Below are 22,504 nucleotides of genomic sequence, written 5' to 3' on the forward strand. Positions count from 1 at the left end.
CCCTACCGGGTCAGCTCACGTCGAGGGCCACATCGTCCAGGACGAAGCTGGTCTGCAGATAGGCGTCCTCGTCGCTGGTGAAGCTCAGCGTCAGCGTCTGCCCCGCGGCCGACGACACATCGAACGTGCGCTGGACGTAACCGCTGGTCGCGTCCAGGTTCGAGTACGTCGCCAGCGTCCGCGATCCCAGCTTGACGGTGAACGTGTCGTACGCGTTCCCGTCGGGCGTCTCGGCGGTGTCGGTGCTCAGGTAGAACGACAGCCGGTACGTCGCGCAGCCGGACGGCACGGTCACCGACTGGGTGACGTAGTCGGTGTGGGTGCTGCCCCAGCCGCCCAGCCACGCCTGGTAGGCGCCGCTGTGCGCGGGCTTCTCGGAGGTCCGGTCGTTGATCACACCACTGGTCTGCGACCAGGGGCCGGACCCGTTCTCGAAGCCGCCGTTGCCGACGACCTGGCGGGGCTCACAGCTGCCGCTGCCCCCGACCACCAGCGAGTACGTGGTGGTGTGGGTGGCCGTACCGGTGCCGGTCACCACGAGCGTGTACGTGCCCGCCGGGGCCTGGGCGCCGGCCGAGACGGTCATCGTGGCCGACGAACCGGACTGCACGGTGGACGGCGAGAACGAGACGGTCACGCCGCTGGGCGCGCCGGACGCCGACAGCCGCACGCTCTGCGCGTCGCCCGCGGTGGTGGCCGTGGACACGGTCGCGGTGACCGAGTCGCCCGGCTGGACGCTGCCCGAGACCGGGTTCACCGAGACGGAGAAGTCGTCGTCGGGCGCGGTGGAGCCCACGGCGGTCTTCCACAGCGTGTAGGCGACCCCGTCGGCGCTGCGGTTCAGCGCGGTGGCGTTGATGTTGGCGGTGGTGTCGCACGAGGAGTGGTAGCACGGGTCGTACGAACGGCCCGCCGTGCCGCCCCACTTGGCCGCCTGCCCGGACGTCTTGGTGTCACTGGCCCCGGTGGCGTACCCCGAGGTCGCGATGCCCGCCTGCTGGAAGGAGTAGTCGTCGGAGCGGCCCTGGCCCTCCACGTTCTCCTCCGGGGCGAGCCCGAGGGAGTCCCAGTACGCCTTCATCGGGGCGGACGCGCCGGAGTTGAGGTTGTTGATGAAGTAGCCGCCGTTGACCGAGGCCACCATGTCGAAGTTGTAGTAGGCGGTGATGGCGCTGCGCTGCGCCGAACTCAGCTGGCTGACGTAGTACTTGGAGCCCTGGAGGCCCTGCTCCTCACCGTTCCACCAGGCGAACCGGACGTGCTTGGTCATGGTGGGGTTCTGCTGGGCGAGCGCGAGCGCGTTCTCCAGCAGGGTGGCGGAGCCGGAGCCGTTGTCGTTGATGCCGGGTCCGGCGGACACACCGTCCAGGTGCGCGCCGAACATCACGGTGCTGTCGGCGGGCCCGCCGGGCCAGTCCGCGATGAGGTTCTTGCCGGTGTAGGTACAGGTGGCGCAGGTCTGCTCGGTGACCGTGTAGCCGGCCGCCTGGAGCTTGCCCTTCACATAGGAGAGCGAGGCGTTGTAGCCGCTGCTGCCGGCCCGCCGGTTGCCGCCGTTCTGCGAGGCGATGGTGTTGAACTGCGTGAGGTGCGCCTGCACCTTGGCGACGTCGATGTCGGGCGGGGTGCCGCCGGGCGTGCCGCCGCCGTCATTGACGGTGAGGGTGTACTGCGCGGTGTGGTCCTGGGTGCCCGCGCCCTTCACCGTGAAGGTGTACGAGCCGGGGGCGGTGGCCGACGACGCGGACACGGTCAGGGCGGAGGTGCCGCCGGACTGGACCGAGGCCGGGCTGAACGAGGCGGTCACACCGCTGGGCAGGCCGCTCGCGGACAGGTTGACCGTCTGGGCGCTGCCGGAGGTGACCGTCGTACGGACGGTGGCCGTCACCGAGCTGCCGGGCTTCACCGAGCCGGACGCCGGGTCCAGGGACAGCGAGAAGTCGTTGTTGCCGCTCGGCGAGCAGCTGGTCTCACCGCTCTGGTAGGGGATGCTGATCGCGTCCCACGCCGCCTTCGTGCGGTTGTACAGGGTGCAGCTCGGGTCCAGGTTCTTCGCGGCGGTGAGGGTGGTCGTGCGGTAGCGCTTGTACGTCATGCCGCTGGTCTTGAGCAGCATGCCGCCGTAGAAGATCCGGCCGGCGTCCTGGATGCCGACACCGGTGACCGTGGAGTTGTTGCAGGTGGGGCTGGAGGGCTTGCCGCCGCCGGGGTTGGAGCCCTCGGCGAGCAGGTAGAACCAGTGGTTGAGCGGGCCGGCCGCCGCGTGCTCCTCGGTGTTGGGTATGGAGGAGCTGTAGCAGTTCGGGTCGCCGGTCTGGCCGGGGTTGTACATGACCCGGATCGGTCCGTTGCCGACCAGGTTGATCTTCTCGCCGACGGTGTAGTCCGGGTCGTCGTACGGGGCGGGCTCGTTGGTGTACGCCTCGGTCAGCGCGCCCATGATGTCGCCGGTGGCCTCGCCGAGGCCGGACTCGTGGTTGGCGCCGCCCGGGGTGTACTGGTCGATGCCGTGGCCGAACTCGTGGGCGACGACGTCCATGGCGCCGATCCACTGGTTGGCCTGGTTGTGGCCGATGGAGACCGTGGAGCCGTCCCAGTAGGCGTTGACGTCGTTGAGGCCCACCTTGACCGGCCAGCTGCCGCCGTTGCCGTCGTGGCCGTTGCGCCCGAGCCAGTCGCGCAGCATGTTCCACTCGTGCTGGGCGGCCCACATCACGTCGACGCAGCCGGTCTCCTTGCTGGAGGCGCTGCCGTTGCCCCAGGAGTCGGTGGACTTGGTGAAGACGCTTCCGGTGCTGTAGTCGGCGCAGCTCAGGCCGGGCCGGGTGGTGTCGCGCAGCGCGTAGCCGCTACCGGAGGAGGAGGTGTCGATGGAGAGCGGGGAGGGCCCGTTCCACTGGCTGTTGCCGGTGCCGGCCCGGACGTCGTCGTAGCTGTCGATGACCTTCCCGGTGCCGGCGTCGACGAAGACGTGCAGCCGGCTCGGCGCGTCGTCGGTCCGGCCGGTGAGCACGGTCTCCCAGGCGAGCCGTGAGCGCTCGGCGGTGGCGCGTACGACCAGGCGGTGGCTCTCGACCTTGTCCACGGTGCGCAGTTGCTTGCGCGAGGTGGTCTCGGCGGCCTTGGCGGAGACGGTGGCCGTGGTGGGCACGTTGACGCGACGCGAGACCGCCGACTGGGAGCCGCGTACCCGGCCCTTGGAGTCGGCCACCACGACGGCGTCCCCGCCGACGACGGGCAGGCCGCGGTAGGTGCGCTCGTACGCGATGGAGTAGAGCCCGTTGACCCACGGGGTGACCCGGCGGCGCTCGTAGCGCTCGTCCGGGCCCTTGGCCAGGGAGTCGAGTCCGCTGTCGGCGGCCCGGTCGGCGGCCTTGACCGCGGCGGTGAGTGCCTTGGGAGCGGGGGGTGGCGCGGGTTCCGCGGATGCCGACTGGCCACTGGTGGCGACCAGCATTCCGGCGAGGACGGCCAGGGTTGTCCCGGCCGTCATCGATCTGCGTTTCATCGAGGCTCCTCGTTGTGTGGGGACCTCGGCCACGGGCAGCGGCGTGGGAAGACGCTTCCGTCCGTGCGGCAGGCGCGGCCGTCCGACGGGCGGTGTCCGTGATCGAGCGACGGAACACTCACACGTGGTCATGACCGCGTCAACAAAGCGCGGGTCACGGAAAAGTGGTTGGCAAGTCTCGTCAAGTCGCCGTGCGGCGGCGCCGATTGGAGGGTCGGCGGCGAGAACTCGCGGAACGGGGAATGGACAGGCGGGGAGGCGGACGCTATCCTGCACTCTCACCAAACGGTGAATTACACGCAACTGTCGGGCCGACCTTATCACTCAATCGACAGTTCTGCAAGCCCTCCTGGTTCTCCGTCATACGACACCCCTCTCCCCGTTCCCCTTCCGTCCGGAACGCACAAGGAAGGCATCAGCCTTGACCTCGTACTCCCTCCCCGCGGCGGCCGCCGGCACCTGGCGGCTCGGCGACCTCACCGTCAACCGGATCGGCTTCGGCGCCATGCGGCTGACCCAGAACGGCCGCGCGTTCGGCGACGAACGCACCCCGCACGACCGGGACCGCGCGCTCGCGGTGCTGCGCCGGGCGGTCGAACTGGGCGTGAACCACATCGACACGGCCGCCTTCTACTTCTCGCCGCTGCGTTCGGCCAACGAACTCATCAACCGGGCGCTCGGTCCCTATCCGGACGACCTCGTCATCACCACCAAGGTCGGACCCGGCCGCGGACCCTGCGGCGACTGGACCGACTGGGCCCGCCCCGAGCAACTGCGCGGCCAGGTCCAGGAGAACATCCGCCAGCTCGGCCGCGACCACCTCGATGTCGTGAACCTCCGGATGAACGGCCCCCGTCCGCTCGGCGACCTCTTCGGCGCCCTCGCGGAACTGCGCGCCGAAGGGCTCGTCCGCCACCTGGGCCTCTCCAACGTGTGGCCGGAGCAGAAAGCCGAGGCCCGCGCCATCGCCCCGGTCGTCTGCGTCCAGAACCGGTACGGCATCGGCGAGCGGCGCCCCGACTCCGCCGAGGTCCTGCGCCTCTGCGGCGAACTGGGCATCGCCTTCGTCCCCTTCTACGCCATCGCGGGCACCGGACGCGAGGCGGGCGCCACCGCGGCCCCCGAGCACGCGGTGCTGCTCGACGTCGCCCGCGCCCATGACGCGACGCCCGCCCAGGTCCGGCTCGCCTGGACCCTCCAGCAGGGCCCGCACGTACTGGCCATTCCGGGCACCGGCGACCCCGCCCATCTGGAGGAGAACGTGGCGGCGGGCGACCTGCGCCTCACCGGCGAGGAGGTGCGGCGCCTCACCGAGTTGGGCGGGCCCGCGTAGCATGATCGCCATGGAACAGCGTGAACTCGGCAGGACCGGACGGAGCGTCTCGGTCGTCGGACAGGGCACCTGGCAGCTCGGCGGGGACTGGGGCGAGGTCCGTGAGGACGACGCCCTCGGGGTGCTCGACGCGGCCGTCGAGGCCGGCGTCACCTTCTTCGACACCGCCGACGTCTACGGGGACGGCCGGAGCGAACAGCTCATCGGCCGCTACCTGAAGGAGCGGCCCGACGCCGGGGTCTTCGTCGCGACGAAGATGGGCCGCCGCGCCGACCAGGTGCCGGAGAACTACACCCTGGACAACTTCCGCGCCTGGAACGACCGTTCCCGCGCCAACCTCGGCGTGGACACCCTCGACCTGGTCCAGCTGCACTGCCCGCCCACCGCCGTCCACTCCCGCGACGAGGTGTACGACGCGCTGGACACGCTCGTCGCCGAGGAGCGCGTCGCGGCCTACGCGGTCAGCGTCGAGACCTGCGCCGAGGCGCTGACGGCGATCGCCCGGCCGGGGGTGGCCAGTGTGCAGATCATCCTCAACCCGTTCCGGCTCAAGCCCCTGGACGAGGTGCTGCCGGCGGCGCGCGCGGCCGGGGTCGGCATCATCGCGCGGGTGCCGCTCGCCTCCGGGCTGCTCTCGGGCAAGTACACCGCCGACACCGTCTTCGCGCCCGGCGACCACCGCACGTACAACCGGCACGGCGAGGCGTTCGATCAGGGCGAGACCTTCTCCGGGGTGGACTACGAGGCCGGGGTGACGGCCGCCGCGGCGTTCGCGCGGCTCGCTCCCGAGGGCGCGACCCCGGCGCAGACGGCGCTCCGCTGGATCATCCAGCAGCCGGGCGTCACCAGCGTCATCCCCGGCGCGCGCTCCACCGCACAGGCACGGGCCAACGCGGCCGCCGCCGCGCTCGCCCCGCTGCCCGACAGCACGCTGGACGCCGTCCGCGACCTGTACGACCGCACGTTCCGCGCGGCGGTTCACGACCGCTGGTAGCGGACCGGGGCTATTCGCCGGCCCCCGGAGTCGCCGGTGCCTCGGTCGCCGTTCCGTCCTCCGGGGTGGTGGCCGCACCGGTATCCGGTGAGAACAGGCTCATCCCCAGGAACACGGCTGCCAGAAAGGCGATCGCCCCCGCGATGGCGCTGGCCACCCGCGGCCGGCGGCGGATCGCCTCGCCCGCGGTGCGCCGTCGTGCCTTGGCGGGCCGGGCCGCCGCGCGCCGCCCGTGACCCTGCCCGTGCCCCGGCGCGGCCGGTGCCTGGGTCTGGGGGAGCCGGTACGTGGTCGGTGCGGGGGAGGGGGCGGCGGCGAAGGGCGCGGGCGGCGGCGGTGTCGGCGCGGGCGCCGGGAGGTGCGGCGGCAGGGGCTCCGTGTGGCCGCGCCAGGCGTCGTTGTGGAACCAGTCGGCGACCTGCTGGGCGGTGGGCCGGTCCTCCGGCTGCTTCGCGAGCAGGCCGAGCAGATAGGCGTCGAATGCGGCGGAGACGTCCACCCCGTGCCGGCGCAGCGGCACCGGCGGTGTGTCCACGTGCTGGTAGAGGGTGCCGGTGGCGGTGTCCGAGCGGAACGGCGGCTGCCCGAGCAGCAGTTGGTAGATGACGCAGCCCAGCGAGTACATGTCGGACGCGGCGTCCGCCGTGCGTCCGAGGGCGCGTTCCGGGGCGAGGTAGAGGCTCGTACCGACGATCTGACCGGTCGTCGTCAGCGCGGCCGACGGGTCGTCGACGAACTGCGCGATGCCGAAGTCCCCGATCTTGACCGTGCCTTCGCCGTCCAGCATGAGGTTGCCGGGCTTGATGTCGCGGTGGACGATGCCCTGCCGGTGCGCCGCGGCCAGTCCGGCGGCGGCCTGTCCGGCGATATGGGCGGCCTGTTCGGGCCCGAGCCGCTCCTGGGCCAGCAGCAGATCCGCCAGGCTGCGGCCCTCCACCAGCTCCATCACCAGGAAGAGCCGGTCCTCCCAGGCCCCGAAGTCGAAGACGGCCACCAGGTGGGGGTGGCTCAGCCGGGCGGCGGTCTGGGCCTCCAGCCGGAACCGGGCGGTGGCCGACTCGTCGGCGCGCTCACCCAGCAGCAGCTTCACGGCGACGGAGCGGCCGAGCACCTCGTCGGTGGCCCGCCAGACCTCGCCCATGCCGCCCCGGCCGATGGCGGATATCAGCCGGTACCGACCAGCAACCAGCACCTGTGCACACCTGTCTCGATAGCGGGCCTCTCGCACGGCCCCGACCGGGGGCCGTCCGGACTGCCGCGGCGGCGCCTCCGGCGGGCGGGGCGGATGGAAGGAGCGCGGCAAGATCAGGATATCCGCCGCGCGGACCCGTAACGACCGTGGGCGTCAGCGGCCGGCGGCCGCCGCGCGGCCCAGCGATTCGACCAGCGGCAGCAGCCGGTGCGGCACCCGTTCGCGCAGCGCCACCTCGGTGCGGGTGCGCACCACGCCGGGCAGCCGGATGAGCCGCTGGATGACGTCCTCCAGGTGCCCGTTGTCGCGGGCGACCACGCGGGTCAGCAGGTCGCCGCCGCCCGTGGTCGAGAACGCCTCGACGATCTCGGGCACGGCGGCGAGCGCGTCACCGACCTCGTCGAGATACCCCTGGGTGACCTCCAGGTGCACAAAGGCGAGCACGGGGTGGCCGAGCGCGGCGGGGGAGAGGAAGGGACCGCTGCCGGTGATCACCCCGTCGCGCTCCAGCCGGTCGATCCGTGCCTGGAGGGTGCCGCGGGCGATGGACAGGATGCGTGCGTACTCGCGCACGCTCGTCTGCGGCTGCTCGATGAGCAACCGCAGGATACGGGTGTCGAGCGCGTCCACCGCCATGCTTCGCCGGCCTCTTTCGTGCGTCCTTCGGGGGCCAGCGACTGTACCAACGGGGCCGCCCGCGCCGGGCGGGCCCCGCCATGGCCGCGGCCGGCGATGCCCCGCGCGCGCGGACGGGCGGCGCGGGGCATCGCCGGACGGGTCAGAACCGCACGTCGGAGCAGGCGTAGAAGGCGTTGCCGGTGTCGGCGATCGTCCACACGCCGAGGATCAGGTGCTTGCCCGACTTCTGCGGCAGCGTGCCCGAGTGGCTCACCGTCGAGGAGGGCAGCCGTCCGCCGAAGGGAACGGTGAGGAACGGCTGGGTCTCCAGGTCGGCCCGGGTGAGCGGCTTCGTGGGGTCGTAGCCGTCCTTGGTGATGTAGTAGCGGAAGTCGGTCGTGGCGTGCCGGGCCGCGATCCGCCAGCGGAAGGTGTAGGTCTGTCCGGCGGTGACGTCGGTGGCGGGCCAGTTGCCGCCGCGCGGGTCGTCCAGCTCCGAGAAGCGGCCGATGCCGCCGGAGCAGATGTGGCCGTCGGCGGGTCCGCGGGTGGGGAAGCCCTTGGGACCCTCGACGCTCGGCGGCTCCCACTGGATCTGTCCGCAGTTGCGGACGGTGCCGTTGCCGCAGAGCTGCTGGCGGCTGACGGGCGAGTCGGTGTAGCCGTGGCTCTGGGCGGGGGCCGAGGTGGCGATCAGGGCGGCCCCGGCGAGTCCGAGCCCGGCCAGTAAGGACGTGATCTTCTTGCGCATACGTCGCTCCTGGAGATGTGGGGGAGATGTCCGGAGTGCATTGCGGTCTAGACCAACATTGAGCGTAGCGATGTCAATTTGACATGTCTAGACCAACAAAAGGAGAGGTGTTCCCGAGTTCGCGGGAGCGCTGGTCCGATGGTCGCCGGCCGGTTGCCCGCCGATGCGTTCCCTTGGGCCAATGGTCCAGTCAAGGGAGGTCAATTTGAGCCAACCGGCCTCCAGGTGCTCTCATGTGTATGTCGATGGCGCTGCGGACCCCGCGGCGCCTTTTTCATGCCGGGACACGGAGACCCCTGGCGGACCGGAGCGGGGGAGCGGTAGTGCTGAAGAGAGCGTTCGTGGCGAGGGACCCCGGACGGGCGCGGCTGCGCTTCGCCTGCCGCGCGGTGCTCGGCATCGGGCTCGCCGTGGTGGTGTGCGGGCTCGCCGGCCACTCGCTCGTCGCGGCCATCACCGGCGGCCTGGCCGCCCTGCTCGCCCTGTTCACCGTCACCGACCCCACTGTCCGGGGCCAGGCGGTCACCACCGCGCTGCTGCCCGCCGCCGGCTTCCCGGTGCTCGCGCTCGCCGCCCTGCTCCAGGACCACCCCCTCGCCCGCGACGCGGCCTTCCTCGCGGTCATGGGACTGGGCGTCTACGCGAGGCGGTGGGGGCCGCGCGGGCACTCCCTGGGCGTCTTCGCGTTCATGGCCTTCTTCACCACGCAGTTCCTGCACACCCTGCCCCGCCAGCTCCCCGAGCTGTACTCCGCCGTCGCTCTCTCGCTGCTCTCCGCCTCCGCCGTCCGCTTCGGCCTCTGGTGCTACGAACGGGGCTCGGCCGTCCCCACCGCGCCCGCCCCGCCCACCGGCACCGGCCTGGCCAGGGTCACCACCCGCCAGGCCGTCCAGGCGGTCACCGGCGGAGCCGTCGCGCTCCTGGCCGGACAGCTGATGTCGGACCAGCGCTGGTACTGGGCCGTGGGTGCCACCTGGTGGGTCTTCGTCAACACCGCCTCGCGCGGCGAGACCCTGGTACGCGGCTTCCGCCGGATCATGGGCACCCTCATCGGCATCCCGGTCGGCCTCGCCGTCGTCGTCCCGCTGCACGGCGCGCCCGTACCCACCGCCCTCGTCGTCGCCGCCGGGGTGTTCGGCATCTTCTACACGGCCGCGGTCTCCTACACCTGGATGATGTTCTCCGTGACCGTCATGGCCGGCGCGCTCTACGGCGCGCTCGGCGTGCTCGACCCCGCCCTGCTCGCCCTGCGCCTCGGCGAGACGGCCGTGGGCGCCCTCGGCGCGATGCTCGCGGTGCTGTTCGTCCTCCCCGTCACCACGCACGCCACCACCGACGCCTGGATCCAGCGCGCCCTGCGCTGTGTGCACGTCTGCACCGAGGAGGCCGCCGCCCGGCTCTCCGGCACCCCCGGCGCCGACCCGGCCCCGCGCATCGCCGAGCTGGAGGCGCTGCTCGGCCGCGTCCGGCTCTCGCTCGCCCCGCTCGTCCACCCGCTCAGCCCGCTGCGCGCCCGCCGGGCCAGGGCCGGGCACGTGCTCGCGCTGCTGGACGAGTGCGCGCGCGAGGTACGGGGGCTCGCCTCGGTGGCCGCCGACCCGGAGGCGTCCCACGACGCCCGGCTCGCCGCCGCCTGCTGGCGTGTCGAGTCCGCCGTGGAGGCGCTGACCGCCCCCGGGCGCCCCGCCCGCACCACCCCCGCAGCCGCCCTCCCGGTCCACCCGGCCGCCACCGAACCGGCCCTCGCCCATCTGCACAGCCTGGAACGCGCGCTCGCCGAACTCGCCGCCCCGCTGCACAGCCCGCCGGGCGCGCCCCTGGTCACAGCCTGATCCGGACCCTTGGTCCAGACCACAGCTTCGCACTGCTACCGTCGCCCGGAAGAGATCACGACGGCCACGTCCGCCGCGCAGAGCCGGCGGAGAGGAGCAGCGGTGGACAGCAGCAGCGGTGCGGTTCGGGCATTCATCGGGTCGTTCACCTCGGCCGGCGGACGGGGCGTCACCGTCGCCGCCGTGGACCCGGAGACCGGCGCGCTCACCGCCCTGGGCGCGACGGACGCCGTCGCCGACCCCTCCTACCTGGCACTCGGCCCCGGCGGCACGGTCCTCTACGCGGTCAGCGAGACCGCCCCGGGCGCCGCGGCGGCCCTCGACGTCACCGCGGACGAGCCCCGGACCCTCGGCGAGATCCGGCCGGTGGACGGCGACGGACCCACCCACCTCGCCCTCGCGGCGGGCCACCTGCTCACCGCCAACTACAGCTCCGGCAGCGTCAGCGTGCTGCCCGTCGCCGGCGACGGCACCCTCGGCCCCGTCGCCTCCGTCCTCGCCCACCAGGGCAGCGGCCCGGTCACGGACCGCCAGGAGGGCCCGCACGCCCACCAGGTCCTGCCCGACCCCTCCGGCACCTGGGTCCTCGGCGTCGACCTGGGCACCGACTCCGTACGCGTCTGCGCCCTCGACCCGGCCACCGGGGAGCTGCGCCCGCACGGCGAGACGGCCCTGCGCCCCGGCACCGGACCCCGCCATCTGGCCTTCCACCCCTCGGGCCGGCACGCCTACGTCCTGAACGAGCTGGAGCCCACCCTCACCGTGTGCCGGTGGGACGCCGCCACCGGCGTCCTGGAACCGGTCGGCGAGACCGCCGTGCTCCCCGGGGACGCGACCGGCGCGCGGTACCCCTCCGAGGTCGTCGTCGCCCACGACGGACGGTTCCTGTGGACCGCCAACCGGGGCCACGACAGCATCTCCGTGCTCGCCCTCGACGCGACCGGCGAGCACCCCTCCCTGGTCACGACCGTGGACTGCGGCGGCCACTGGCCGCGCGACCTCGCCCTCGACCCGACCGGGCGCCGGCTGTACGCGGCCAACGAACGCGGCGGCAACGTCGCCTGGTTCACCGTGGACCCGGAGACCGGCGTCCCGCACCACGAGGGCAGCGTCGACGTCCCCGCCGCCTCCTGCGTGGTCTTCGGCTGACGACGACGGGGCCCCCGCGCCGGACTGCCGTCCGCCGCGAGGGCCCCGCTCGTGGAAACCGGAAGGGTCAGCGGGCCTGCGCCCCCTGGGCGGCCTGCGGGGTGATCCCCAGGGCCGACGCGTACATCGAGAGCACCAGCTTGCCGATCGCCGGGTACGCGCCCAGCGGCTCGGCGCTCGCGCAGCCGGCCTCCTTCGCCGCCGCGTCCAGCAGGCCGTCCGCCACCTCGGGGCCCACCACGTACGGCGCGACGGCCAGCTGCAGCGAGCCGGAGCCCTTGAGCTGCTCCGCGATCGCGGCGACCGAGCCCTCCACGTCGAGCGCGGCGGCCATCACCGGCACCGCGAGCCGGGCCGCGAGCAGCATGCCCGTGATCCCGGCGGCCTGCACGGCCTCCTCGCCGCCCATCGTGGCGAGCACGATCCCGTCGGCGGCCGTCGCCACCGTGAACAGCCTGGCCCGGTCCGCGCGGGCGAGTCCGGCCTCGGACAGCCGGACGTGCAGCGCCTCCGCCAGCAGCGGGTGCGGACCGAGGACGTCCGTCAGCTCGGCCGGGGCGTCGCTGTCCGTGATCGCCTGACGTATCCGCCGCACCAGCGCGCTGTCCGGCCCCGCGAGCAGCGGGACCACCACGGCGGCCGGGCCCTCGGGCTCGGCGACCTCGCGGCCGACCGCCAGCGCCTGCTCGTAGCGCGCGGTGCGCTCGGCGGCGGAGTGCGCGATCACGGAGGCCAGCGCCGGGTACTCGGCGTCGTCGCCGTCCACGTAACCGATCAGGGCGTTCAGGCCGGGCAGCTCGGAACGGGCGATGCTGACGACCTCTTCGGCGAGGCTGCGGCTCTCCGGGGAAGGGGTGCCGGGAACGGCGAGAACGAGCGCGGCAGCGCCCTCGGGCGCGACCACGGGCTCCGGGCGGCGGTGCCGTCCGGACTGGCGAGGTCGCGGCATTCGTACAGGCAGGCCGGAAGCGGGCCCAGTGGGGGTGCTCATGGCGCCGCATGCTACTGGTTTTGGGCGGTCCCCTGCGCGGGGAGGGTCCGGTCGGGCGGCCTCTGTCCGGTTTTATCCGATCAGTGGCTTACCGGAGTTGATGTGCCGCTCGTCCGGTGCCGGCGGGCCGGACGGCGGAACACACAGCAGCGTCGGATGAGCCGGCAGCCGCAGCTCCCCGGCGGCCAGGGCGCGGGCGATCCGCACCGCGCCGAGCAGCGGATCACCCGAACCGGGGACCGCCCGTGCGCTGGGCAGCAGCCGCGCCAGTTGCTCGTACAGCGGTACGAGCAGCGGCTCGCCCATCCGGAACAGCCCACCCGTCAGCGCGACTTCGCACGCCTCGCCCTCCGGACCCGCCGCCGGGCAGACCGCGGCCGCCGCCTCCGCGATGTGCGCGGCCGCCGCGCCGAGGATGCCCACCGCGACCGGATCACGGTCCGCGCACGCGGCCACCTCCGGCGCGAACGAGGCCAGCAGGGCGGGCCGGTCGGCGCGCGGATAGAGCAGCCCCGGCAGCTCGGCCGGCGCACCGAACACCGCTTCCAGCCGCTCCAGCAGTGCCGGTGAACCGCCGCGCCGCCCGTCGTGGGCGCGCATCGCCGCGTCGAGCCCGGCCCGGCCGATCCAGGCGCCGCCGCCGCTGTCGCCCAGCAGATGCCCCCAGCCGTCCGCCCGCCGCCACCCCGTCAGATCCGTGCCCAGCGCGATCAGCCCGGTCCCGGCGGCCACCACCGCGCCCGGCCGCTGCCCGACCGCCCCGGCGTACGCGGTCACCGCGTCCGCCGCGAGCGCGATCCGGCGCACGCCCAGCTCATCGGCCAGGGCGCCCGGCAGCACGGCGCGCAACTCGTCGCCGAGCGTGGCCATGCCCGCCGCACCGACCGCCGTGGCGGTGACCCGTACACCGGGGTCCCGCCCCGCGAGCAGCTCGCGTACGGCGGGCAGCACCTGCTCCAGCAGATGGGCGGCGTCGATGCCGCCCGGCCCCGTCCGCACCGGGCCCCCGCACTCGACGGTCGCCACCGGAGCGTCCGCCTCGGCCGCGCCCAGCGCCAGCCGCAGCCCGGAACCGCCCGAATCCACGCCGAGGACCAAGTCGTTCGGCTCCCCGGCGGTGTGCCCGTGCGACGTCATGGACCGGCTCCCGCGGGACGAGGGGACAAGGACGGCAGCACCCTATCCCCGGAGCACCCCGTTGCGCCGGTAGGGTGATCTTCCGTGACAGCGCGACCGTTGAACGAAGTAGTCGAGCCCGGCTGGGCCGACGCCCTCGCCCCCGTGGCGGGACGCATCGCCGCGATGGGCGATTTCCTCCGTGCGGAGATCGCGGCGGGACGCACCTACCTTCCCGCGGGGGCGAACGTGCTGCGCGCGTTCCAGCAGCCCTTCGAGGACGTACGGGTCCTGATCGTCGGTCAGGACCCCTACCCCACGCCGGGGATGGCGATCGGCCTCAGCTTCGCGGTCTCCCCGGACGTCCGCCGGCTTCCTGAGAGCCTGGAGAACATCTACCGCGAACTCCACGCCGACCTGGGGCTGCCCCGGCCGTCCAACGGCGACCTCACCCCCTGGACCCGGCAGGGCGTGCTGCTGCTGAACAGGGCGCTGACCACCGCGCCCCGCTCACCCGGCGCCCACCGCGGCAAGGGCTGGGAGGAAGTGACCGAACAGGCCATCCGCGCCCTGGCCGCCCGGGGCAAGCCGCTGGTCTCCGTGCTCTGGGGGCGCGACGCCCGCAACGTGCGCCCGCTCCTCGGCGGCCTCCCGGCCATCGAGTCCGCGCACCCCTCCCCGAGGTCCGCCGACCGCGGCTTCTTCGGCTCCAGGCCGTTCAGCCGGGTCAACGAACTCCTGGCCGCGCAGGGCGCCGAACCGGTGGACTGGCGGCTTCCCTAGCCGGACACGGACACGGATGCCGGGCCGCCGGGGTCACCCGTCCACGACGGCCGCCCGTACGCACAGCACGTCCGGCAGATGGGCGGCCAGCTGCTCCCAGGTGTCCCCGTCGTCCGCGCTCGCGTACAGCTCGCCGTTGCGGTTGCCGAAGTAGACCCCGGCCGGGTCCGCGTCGTCCGTGCACAGCGCGTCGCGCAGCACCGTGCCGTAGTGGGCGCCCTCGGGCAGGCCCGCCGACAGGGGCTCCCAGTGCGCGCCCGCGTCCGTCGTGCGGAAGACCCGGCAGCGGTGCTCGGCGGGCACCCGGTCGGCGTCGGCGTTGATGGGGAAGACGTACGCGGTGTCCGCGCGGTGCGGATGGGCGGCCACGGCGAAGCCGAAGTCCGAGGGCAGGCCGGCGCCGATGTCCGTCCAGTTGCCCCCGGCGTCGTCGCTGCGGAAGACGCCCCAGTGGTTCTGGAGATAGAGACGGTCCGGGTCGGCCGCGTCCCGGCTGACCTTGTGCACGCACTGGCCGAACTCCGGGTCCGGGTCGGGCAGGAACACCGCCGAGACCCCCTTGTTGGCCGGGTCCCAGCTCGCCCCGCCGTCCGAGGTCCGGAACACCCCGGCGGTGGAGACCGCGACCGTCACCCGGCGCGGGTCGCGCGCGTCGGTCAGGATCGTGTGCAGCCCCTCGCCGCCCCCGCCGGGCACCCACCGCTCACGCGTCGGGTGCTCCCACAGCGGGCGCACCAGCTCGAAGGACTCGCCCCCGTCCGCGGAGCGGAACAGCGCGGCCGGCTCCGTACCCGCGTAGACCACGCCCGGCGCCTCCGGGCCCGCCGGCTGCAACTGCCAGACCCGCTCCAGCGAGGTCCCGGTGAACTCCGGGAACCTCACGGCCGGGGTCTTCGGCTCGACCCAGCTCGCCCCCAGGTCGTCGGAGTGGAACACGGACGGGCCCCAGTGCGCGCTGTCCCCGCCGACGAGCAGCCGGGGCCGGTCGCCCCGGGTGTCGATGGCCACCGCGTAGATCGCCTGCGCGTTGAAACGCGGCCCCTCGAACTCCCACGTGCCGCCGCGCCTGCGGCCGATGAAGAGCCCCTTGCGGGTGCCCACGGTGAGCAGTACCCCGGTCATGACCGAACCTCCCGAAACGCCGTTGTGCCGGATATCGGTCAGTCTGCACCGGGGCACTGACAGCGGCGCGGACGACGGCCCGGAATGTCACCGGTCCGGGGCGCGGATCGCCTGCCGGCTCAGCGGCAGGGCGGGGCCGTGCTGCTGCGGACCACCAGGTTGGTCGCCAGGTCCACCCGGGTCGTCGCGGGCTGCCGGCCCCGGCCCAGGTCCAGGACGAGCCGGGCCGCCGTCTCCGCCATCTCGATCAGCGGCTGGCGCACCGTGGTCAGCGGCGGCCCGATCCACCGGGTGAGCGGCAGGTCGTCGAAGCCGACCACGCTCAGGTCCTCCGGGATGCGCAGACCCAGCTCGCGCGCCGCCTCGTACACGCCGAGCGCCTGGAGGTCGTTGCCGGCGAAGACGGCGGTCGGCCGGTCCGCCGAGCGCAGCAGCTCCATCCCGGCCGCGTACCCCGCCTCGTGCGAGAACTCGCCCTCGCGGATCAGCGACCGGTCGATCGCGATGCCCGCCGTCTCCAGGGCCGCGCGGTAGCCGTCCACGCGGGCCAGGCTGCACATCATCCGGGACGGGCCGCTGACCACGCCGATCCTGCGGTGGCCCAGGCCGGTGAGATGCCGGGTGGCGGCGAGACCGCCCTGCCAGTTCGTCGTGCCGACCGAGGGGATGTCGTCGCCCGGGTCACCTGCCGGGTCGACCACCGCGTACGGGATGCTGCGGCTGGTGAGCTGCGCGCGCTGGGCGGCGGTGAGGTCGGACAGGACCAGGATCACCCCGACCGGGCGGCGGGCCAGCACCCCGTCGACCCAGGTCTGGCCGGGGCTGAGGCGGCCCGCGCTCTCCGAGAGGACCAGGCTCAGCCCCTCCTCGCGCGCGACGTTCTCCACCCCGCGCACGACCTCCATCGCCCACGCGCTGTCCAGCTCGTGGAAGACCAGATCGATGAGTTGCGACTGTGTGGTGGAGCCGCGTCTGCGCCGATAGCCGTGCCGCAGCAGCAACTCCTCGACCTTGGTGCGCGTACCGGGCGCGACATCGGCACGCCCGTTCAGCACCTTCGAAACTGTCGGAGCCGAGACTCCGGCCGCTCGGGCGATTTCCGCCAGCGTGGCAGCGCCTTCCGACGCCGCTCCGGCAGGCGCATTCTCCTGATGTGACTGGACGTTTCCGGGGCTCATACAGCGAATCGTAACCGCCCGGCGCCCCGGGCGCGGGGCCGGACCCCGCAGAAGATTCACGGCTCGGGACCTCTTGACTGGCCCGAAACCCGACCGTACGGTTCCGGAAACATTCGTAAGCAACTCCGAAAGATTCGACAGAGGTGCGGTCATGCGGTCGGGAATTTTCACTCAGGGCAAGCGCGCGGCGAGATGGACCGCGGCCGGCGCGGCCATGGTCATGGCAGGGGTCCTGGCGGGCTGCGGGTCGGACGGCGGCAGCGGCGGGGACGGCGGCACGCTGACCGCGTACGTCTACGGCGACGACGCCGTGAAGGTCCAGAAGGCCGCGGTGGAGGAGTTCAACAAGACCTCCGACGTGAAGGTCAAGCTGGTCTCCGTACCCGGCACGGACTATGTCAACAAGCTCCGCAGCGCCATGGGCTCCCCGAGCGCCCCCGACATCTTCTTCAACTGGGGCGGCGGCTCCATCAAGCCGTACGTCGACGCCGGCCAGCTCGTGGACCTCACGTCCACGTTCAAGAACGACGCCACCCTCAAGGACGGCTTCCTCCCCTCGATCGTCACCGCCGGCAGCCTCGACGGGAAGATCTACCTCTGATCTTGCGCAGTGCTCCGCCCTTCAGGGCGGGGGTGAAGCGCATCCTTGGCCCGGAGCCGCGAAGCGGCGGAGTTCGCTATGGCTCCGGGGTGACGGTCGGATGGGCCGCTTCTGGTTCTCGATGTACTGCTTGACCACGGTCAGCGGTGGGCCGTCGCAGGAGCCTGCGAAGTAGGAGCCGGACCAGAAGTGTCCGCCCCACAGGTGCCGGCGGACATGGGAGTCGTACTCCTTGCGCAGCAGCCGGGCCGAGACGCCCTTGAGGGAGTTGACCAGCTTGGAGAGCTGGACCTTTGGCGGGTAGTGCACGAGAAGGTGCACGTGGTCGTCCTCGCCGTTGAACTGTTTCAGCTCGGCCTCGAAGTCCGAGCACACCTCACGCATGATCTCTTCGCACCGCGTCAGCATGGCGTCGGTCATGGCCTTGCGCCGGTACTTCGTAACGAAAACCAAGTGGACGTGCAGGTTGTAGACGACGTGACGCCCGGTGCGAACGTCCGGATTTGGATTCCATCGTGGTGACATAAACCAAAGGGTATAGTGATCAACATGCAGCTTCGGTACTCGTTCCGCGTGTACCCGGGCGCCGGTCAGCGCATGGCGTTGGCGAGGGCGTTCGGGTGTGCTCGGGTTGTCTTCAACGACGCGCTTCGCGTCCGCGAGACCGCCCGCGCCGCCGGGCTGCCGTTCGTTCCCTCCGGGGAGCTGTCCAAGCAGCTCACCGCCTCGAAGAAGACCTCCGAAAGGGCATGGCTCACCGAGGTCTCCTCGGTCGTGTTGCAGCAGTCCCTCCGGGACCTCGACACCGCCTACAAGAACTTCTTCGACGGCCTCAAGGGTAGGCGCCCCCGCATGGGGGCACCCCGGTTCAGGTCCCGCAAGGACAACCGGCAGTCGATCCGCTTCACCGCGAACGCCGGGTGGAAGATCACACCGGGCGGGAAGCTGCGCCTGCCGAAGATCGGCGACGTGGTCGTGAAGTGGTCACGCTCGCTGCCGTCGGTGCCGTCAACGGTGACCGTGGTCAAGGACGCCGGCGGCCGGTACTTCGCAAGCTTCATCGTGGAGACCGACCCGAACACCGACCTGGACCGGATGCCCGCCACTGACAACGTGGTCGGCATCGACCTGGGGCTGTCGCACTTCGCGATCCTCTCCGACGGCACGAAGGTCGACAGCCCCCGCTTCCTGCGCCGAGCCGAGAAGCGGCTCAAGAAGGCGCAGCGGAACCTCAGCCGCAAGGCCAGGGGATCGAACAACCGGAGCAAGGCCCGCGTCAAGGTCGCCCGCGCCCACGGCCGGGTGGCTGATGCGCGGCGCGAGTTCCACCACCAGCTCTCCACCAGGCTGATCCGCGACAGCCAAGCGGTCGCAGTGGAAGACCTGGCGGTCAAGGGACTCGTGCGCACGCGCCTGGCCAAGTCCGTCCACGACGCCGGATGGTCGGCGTTCACCACGATGCTGGAGTACAAGGCCGCCAAGTACGGCCGCACCCTCATCCGCATCGGCCGTTTCGAGCCCACGTCCCAGGTGTGCTCGCAGTGCGGCGTCAAGGACGGCCCCAAGCCGCTGAACGTCCGTGAGTGGACGTGCGGGGCGTGCGGGGCTGTCCTCGACCGGGACATCAACGCGGCGGTCAACGTCGCCAAGGCCGCCGGACTGGCGGTATCAGCCTGTCGAGCGCGGGTAGGACCGGGAGCAATCCCGGCGCGGCGCGAAGAAGCAGGAACCCACCCGAAGGTGAGCCGAGCATCCGGCAGCCAGGCGGGAATCTCCGTCCTTTAGGACTCCGTTGGGGAATGCAGAAACCGGCGTCGTCGACTCGTTGTGGTTGGCATGATCGTTCTGTTCGTTGGAGCGAGGGGTGGGCTGGGTGTCGTTGGAGTCCCGGGATGACCGTGGGGTGCCGGAGCTGACCGCTCGGGTGGTGCGGGCGGCGTTCCCGAAGGGCACGCTTGCGGTGCGGGTGCGCGAGGCTCTCGGCTCGCTGTTCGAGGACGGGTCCTTCGCGGAGGCGTTCGCGAAGCGGGGGCGTCCGGCGGTCTCGCCCGGCGCGCTGGCGCTGGTCTCGGTCCTGCAGTACGCAGAAGGGCTCACCGACCGGCAGGCCGCTGACCAGGTGCGGGCCCGTATGGACTGGAAGTTCCTCCTCGGCCTGGAACTGGACGACCCCGGGTTCGACTTCTCTGTCCTGAGCGACTTCCGCGTCCGACTGATCGAGCACGGCCTGGAGGAGAAAGCCCTGGACCTGGTCCTGGAGCGGATCTCCGCGCTTGGGCTGCTGCGGTCGGGGGGCCGTCAGCGCACCGACTCCACCCATGTGCTGGCGGCGGTGCGGACACTGAACCGGATGGAGTTCGTCGGCGAGACCCTGCGCGCCGCGCTGGAGGCGCTGGCCGTGGCTGCCCCGGACTGGCTGAGCGGGTTGGTCACCGCCGACTGGGTCAAGCGCTACGGCGCCCGGGTCGACTCCTACCGGTTCCCCAAGGGCGAGAACGTCCGCGCGCAGTGGGCCGAGCAGGTCGGCCGGGACGGCTTCACCGTCCTTGAGGCCGTCCATGCCCCCGGGGCCCCCTCCTGGCTGCGGCAGATCCCGGCCGTCCAGGTCCTGCGCCGGGCCTGGGTCGAGCAGTACCACCGCGACAGCGAGGGGGTGCACTGGCGGGAGGGCAAGGACCTCCCGCCGGCCAGACGTCGGCTCTCCTCGCCCTACGACCCCGACGCCCGCTACGGCGTGAAGCGGGGATCGGGCTGGTGCGGCTACAAGACCCACCTGAGCGAGACCTGCGAACCCGACGCCCCGCACCTGATCACCCATGTCTGCACCACGGACGCCACCGTCGCCGACACCGAGATCACCGAGGCCGTCCACCAGGGCCTGGGACAACGGGAGTTGCTTCCCGACGAACACGACGTGGACGCCGGCTATGTCACCGCCGCGCACATCGTCACCGCCCGGGACCAGTACGGGATCGAGCTGGTGGGGCCGGTCGGCCTGGACACCTGCCACGAGAACCATGACGGCGAGCACTTCACACAGAGCGCGTTCACCATCGACTGGAACGCCAAGACGGCCGTCTGCCCCCAGGGCAAGGTCAGTGCCAGCTGGTCCGATCAGCGCAAGAGCAGCGGCACACCCGTCTCGCGGGTGCACTTCACCGCTCAGGACTGCGCGGCCTGTCCGGTGCGGGACAAGTGCACCAGGGCGTCGAACGGCAAGTGGGGCCGAAGCCTCACCCTGCTGCCCCGCGAGCAGCAGCAGGTTCTCGACCAGCGCCGCCGGGAACAGCGAACCGAGGAGTGGAAGAAGCGGTACGACATCCGGGCCGGTGTCGAGGGCACGATCTCGCAAGCCGTCCGCCGCACCGGCATCCGCCACACCCGCTACACCGGGCAACGCAAGACCCACCTCGGCAACGTCCTCGCAGCCACCGCCATCAACATCATCCGACTCGACGCCTGGCTGAACGGCACCCCCCTCGGCCCAACACGCACCTCCCACCTCGCCGCACTCACCCTGACAGCCTGACCACCAGCCCCGTTTCTGCATTCCCCAACGGAGTCCTTTAGGGCGGAGAGGATGTCAAAACAAGACCCTCTTCGCCGAGAACGACGTCAAGGTCCCCACGACCTGGGAAGACCTCCAGCAGGCCATCAAGACCTTCAAGGGCAAGGGCATCACCCCCTTCGCGCTCGGCGGCTCCGACAAGTGGCCCGAGCTGATGTGGATGGAGTACCTGCTCGACCGGATCGGCGGCCCCGACGTCTTCCGCAAGATCCAGAACGGCGACAGCTCCGCCTGGGGCGACCCGGCGGTCCTCAAGACGGCGCAGACCGTCGAGCAGCTCGTCGACGACGGCGCGTTCGGCGAGAACTTCACCTCCGTCGACTACGGCAACGGCGGCGCGCCCACCCTGCTCAACAAGGGCAAGGCGGCCATGCACCTGATGGGCTCCTGGGAGTACTCCACCCAGCTCGGCAAGGCGCCCGAGTTCGCCGAGAAGGACCTGGGCTGGACCAGCTTCCCGACCGTCGCCGGCGGCGTCGGCGACCCGGCCGACGTGGTCGGCAACCCCACCAACTACTGGTCGGTCAACGCCCGCACCAAGCACAAGGACGAGGCCATAGCCTTCCTCAAGACCATGGCGTCCAAGTCCTACGCCCAGGCCCTCGTCGACAACGGCGACGTGCCCACCACCTCCAACGCCGCCTCCATGCTGAGCGGATCGCCGAACCCGAAGTTCGCCACCGACCAGTACGAGATGGTCCAGAAGGCCCCCGACTTCACCCTGTCGTGGGACCAGGCACTGGAGTCGAAGATCGCCACCCCGCTGCTCACCGAGATCAGCAAGCTGTTCGCCGGCAAGTCCACGCCCGAGCAGTTCGTCGCCGCGATGAAGGCCGTCAAGTAACGATGTCCCACGTCTCCTCGTCACCGAAGGTGCGCGGAGGACGGAAGGCGGCCGTCGGGAACGTCGGCCGCCCGCCGGTCGCCTGGGCGCTGCCCGGCATCCTCTTCTTCGCCCTCTTCGCGATCGTCCCGCCGGCGATCGCCGTGTACCTCTCCTTCTGCCACTGGGACGGGCTGAACTCCCCGACCTCCGCCGGCACGGCCAACTGGACCCGGCTCTTCAAGGACCCCGAGTTCCGCCAGGCCGCCTGGCTCAGTCTGCTCCTCACCACCATCAGCTGGGTCTTCCAGACCCCGGTGGCCCTGCTCCTCGGCGTCTGGGCAGCGCAGCCGCGCCGTGCTCTCCGCGATCTTCTTCGTCCCGCTGCTGCTCTCCACCACCGCCATCGCGATGCTGTTCCACGCGCTGCTCGACCCCAACTTCGGTGTCATCAAGGAGATCGGCCCCTGGTTCGGCATCGACCCGAACATCATGGGCTCGTCCACCGGCGCCCTGCTCACCGTGGCGTTCGTCGGCGGCTGGCAGTTCATGCCCTTCCACACCTTGATCTACCAGGGCGGCACCCGGCAGATCCCGCAGGTCCTCTACCAGGCCGCCGAGATCGACGGCGCCGGGATGTTCCGGCAGTTCTTCCACATCACCCTGCCGCAGCTGCGCAACACCATCACCACCTCGTCGGTCCTGATGATCGTCGGCTCGCTGACCTACTTCGACACCGTACTGATCATGACCAAGGGCGGCCCCGGCACCGACACCACCATCCTGCCGTACCTGATGTACCGCACCGGTTTCCAGACCTACGACCTCGGGTACGCCGCCGCGATCGCGACCGCCCTCGTCGTCGTGGCCACCGCGATCTCGCTGATCCTCGTCCGCTTCAGCGGCTTCGGGAACATGCGCTCCACCCGGGAAGGTATGTGACGC

16 protein-coding genes and 4 pseudogenes are annotated in these 22,504 nt (G+C 71.9%); 10 read left to right on the forward strand and 10 right to left on the reverse strand.

Annotated features, from left to right (window positions below; translation table 11 throughout):
• Positions 1-10: 10 nt before the first annotated feature.
• Entirely contained in the window at positions 11-3,493 is a 3,483-nt protein-coding gene (locus DNK56_RS16075) for a M28 family peptidase (RefSeq protein ID WP_111334578.1), read from the reverse strand.
• 436 nt (positions 3,494-3,929) lie between these two features.
• Between DNK56_RS16075 and DNK56_RS16080 the strand changes: the two genes are divergently transcribed.
• Together DNK56_RS16080 and DNK56_RS16085 are read left to right on the forward strand one after the other, a co-directional pair.
• A complete protein-coding gene (locus DNK56_RS16080) occupies positions 3,930-4,841 on the forward strand; it encodes an aldo/keto reductase (RefSeq protein ID WP_111334581.1) in 912 nt (303 codons plus the stop codon).
• 1 nt (position 4,842) lies between these two features.
• Entirely contained in the window at positions 4,843-5,835 is a 993-nt protein-coding gene (locus DNK56_RS16085) for an aldo/keto reductase (protein ID WP_111334584.1), read from the forward strand.
• 10 nt (positions 5,836-5,845) lie between these two features.
• Here DNK56_RS16085 and DNK56_RS16090 read toward each other — a convergent pair whose 3' ends face one another.
• The 3 genes from DNK56_RS16090 to DNK56_RS16100 form a co-directional block, all read right to left on the reverse strand.
• A complete protein-coding gene (locus DNK56_RS16090) occupies positions 5,846-7,027 on the reverse strand; it encodes a serine/threonine-protein kinase (RefSeq protein WP_111334586.1) in 1,182 nt (393 codons plus the stop codon).
• A 153-nt stretch (positions 7,028-7,180) separates the two neighbouring features.
• A complete protein-coding gene (locus DNK56_RS16095) occupies positions 7,181-7,663 on the reverse strand; it encodes an Lrp/AsnC family transcriptional regulator (RefSeq protein WP_111334588.1) in 483 nt (160 codons plus the stop codon).
• 142 nt (positions 7,664-7,805) lie between these two features.
• Positions 7,806-8,396: a lytic polysaccharide monooxygenase auxiliary activity family 9 protein gene (locus DNK56_RS16100; protein WP_111334590.1), complete on the reverse strand. Its 591-nt coding sequence runs from the start codon at positions 8,394-8,396 to the stop codon at positions 7,806-7,808.
• Between the two features lie 323 nt (positions 8,397-8,719).
• Here DNK56_RS16100 and DNK56_RS16105 point away from each other — a divergent pair, with 323 nt between their 5' ends.
• Positions 8,720-10,228, forward strand: a complete 1,509-nt coding sequence (locus DNK56_RS16105; protein ID WP_111334592.1) for an FUSC family protein — start codon at positions 8,720-8,722, stop codon at positions 10,226-10,228.
• 102 nt (positions 10,229-10,330) lie between these two features.
• Positions 10,331-11,377 carry a lactonase family protein gene (locus DNK56_RS16110; RefSeq protein ID WP_111334594.1) on the forward strand — a complete coding sequence of 349 codons (1,047 nt, stop codon included), beginning with the start codon at positions 10,331-10,333 and terminating at the stop codon, positions 11,375-11,377.
• Positions 11,378-11,444: 67 nt separating this feature from the next.
• Here the strand turns inward: DNK56_RS16110 and DNK56_RS16115 are convergent, their stop codons facing one another.
• The gene (locus DNK56_RS16115; protein ID WP_199563744.1) at positions 11,445-12,368 is read right to left on the reverse strand and encodes a sirohydrochlorin chelatase; all 924 of its coding nucleotides are present in this window, start codon (positions 12,366-12,368) and stop codon (positions 11,445-11,447) included.
• A 72-nt stretch (positions 12,369-12,440) separates the two neighbouring features.
• Complete coding sequence (locus DNK56_RS16120) at positions 12,441-13,505, reverse strand: N-acetylglucosamine kinase (protein ID WP_111334600.1); 1,065 nt, start codon at positions 13,503-13,505, stop codon at positions 12,441-12,443.
• Positions 13,506-13,589: 84 nt separating this feature from the next.
• Between DNK56_RS16120 and DNK56_RS16125 the strand changes: the two genes are divergently transcribed.
• Positions 13,590-14,267, forward strand: coding sequence for a uracil-DNA glycosylase (locus tag DNK56_RS16125; protein ID WP_111334602.1), 678 nt, complete (start codon positions 13,590-13,592; stop codon positions 14,265-14,267).
• 33 nt (positions 14,268-14,300) lie between these two features.
• Here the strand turns inward: DNK56_RS16125 and DNK56_RS16130 are convergent, their stop codons facing one another.
• The gene (locus DNK56_RS16130; protein ID WP_111334606.1) at positions 14,301-15,389 is read right to left on the reverse strand and encodes a WD40/YVTN/BNR-like repeat-containing protein; all 1,089 of its coding nucleotides are present in this window, start codon (positions 15,387-15,389) and stop codon (positions 14,301-14,303) included.
• 119 nt (positions 15,390-15,508) lie between these two features.
• Positions 15,509-16,567 carry a LacI family DNA-binding transcriptional regulator gene (locus DNK56_RS16135; RefSeq protein ID WP_241989902.1) on the reverse strand — a complete coding sequence of 353 codons (1,059 nt, stop codon included), beginning with the start codon at positions 16,565-16,567 and terminating at the stop codon, positions 15,509-15,511.
• Between the two features lie 214 nt (positions 16,568-16,781).
• On the opposite strand from DNK56_RS16135, the pseudogene DNK56_RS16140 reads away from it, so the two are divergent.
• A pseudogene (locus DNK56_RS16140) lies at positions 16,782-17,162 on the forward strand (ABC transporter substrate-binding protein); the annotation flags it as partial.
• Positions 17,163-17,270: 108 nt separating this feature from the next.
• Here DNK56_RS16140 and tnpA read toward each other — a convergent pair.
• Positions 17,271-17,693, reverse strand: a pseudogene (gene tnpA / locus DNK56_RS16145) (IS200/IS605 family transposase); the annotation flags it as partial.
• Positions 17,694-17,717: 24 nt separating this feature from the next.
• Between tnpA and DNK56_RS16150 the strand changes: the two are divergent.
• From DNK56_RS16150 to DNK56_RS16160, 3 genes and pseudogenes are all read left to right on the forward strand, one after another.
• A complete protein-coding gene (locus tag DNK56_RS16150; protein WP_111335883.1) occupies positions 17,718-18,953 on the forward strand; it encodes an RNA-guided endonuclease InsQ/TnpB family protein in 1,236 nt (411 codons plus the stop codon).
• Positions 18,954-19,041: 88 nt separating this feature from the next.
• On the forward strand, positions 19,042-20,697 hold the full coding sequence (locus tag DNK56_RS16155) for an IS1182 family transposase (protein ID WP_111335593.1): 1,656 nt from the start codon (positions 19,042-19,044) through the stop codon (positions 20,695-20,697).
• Between the two features lie 58 nt (positions 20,698-20,755).
• Positions 20,756-21,580, forward strand: a pseudogene (locus tag DNK56_RS16160) (extracellular solute-binding protein); the annotation flags it as partial.
• On the opposite strand, the gene DNK56_RS36755 reads toward DNK56_RS16160, so the two are convergent.
• The gene (locus DNK56_RS36755; protein ID WP_446750442.1) at positions 21,573-21,803 is read right to left on the reverse strand and encodes a hypothetical protein; all 231 of its coding nucleotides are present in this window, start codon (positions 21,801-21,803) and stop codon (positions 21,573-21,575) included. The pseudogene DNK56_RS16160 and the gene DNK56_RS36755 overlap by 8 nt on opposite strands.
• On the opposite strand from DNK56_RS36755, the pseudogene DNK56_RS16165 reads away from it, so the two are divergent.
• Positions 21,724-22,501 (forward strand): annotated as a pseudogene (locus tag DNK56_RS16165) (carbohydrate ABC transporter permease). The gene DNK56_RS36755 and the pseudogene DNK56_RS16165 sit on opposite strands and share 80 nt — an antisense overlap.
• Positions 22,502-22,504 lie beyond the last annotated feature (3 nt).

The sequence above is a fragment of the Streptomyces sp. AC1-42W genome, from assembly GCF_003248355.1.
Taxonomy (GTDB): Bacteria; Actinomycetota; Actinomycetes; order Streptomycetales; family Streptomycetaceae; genus Streptomyces.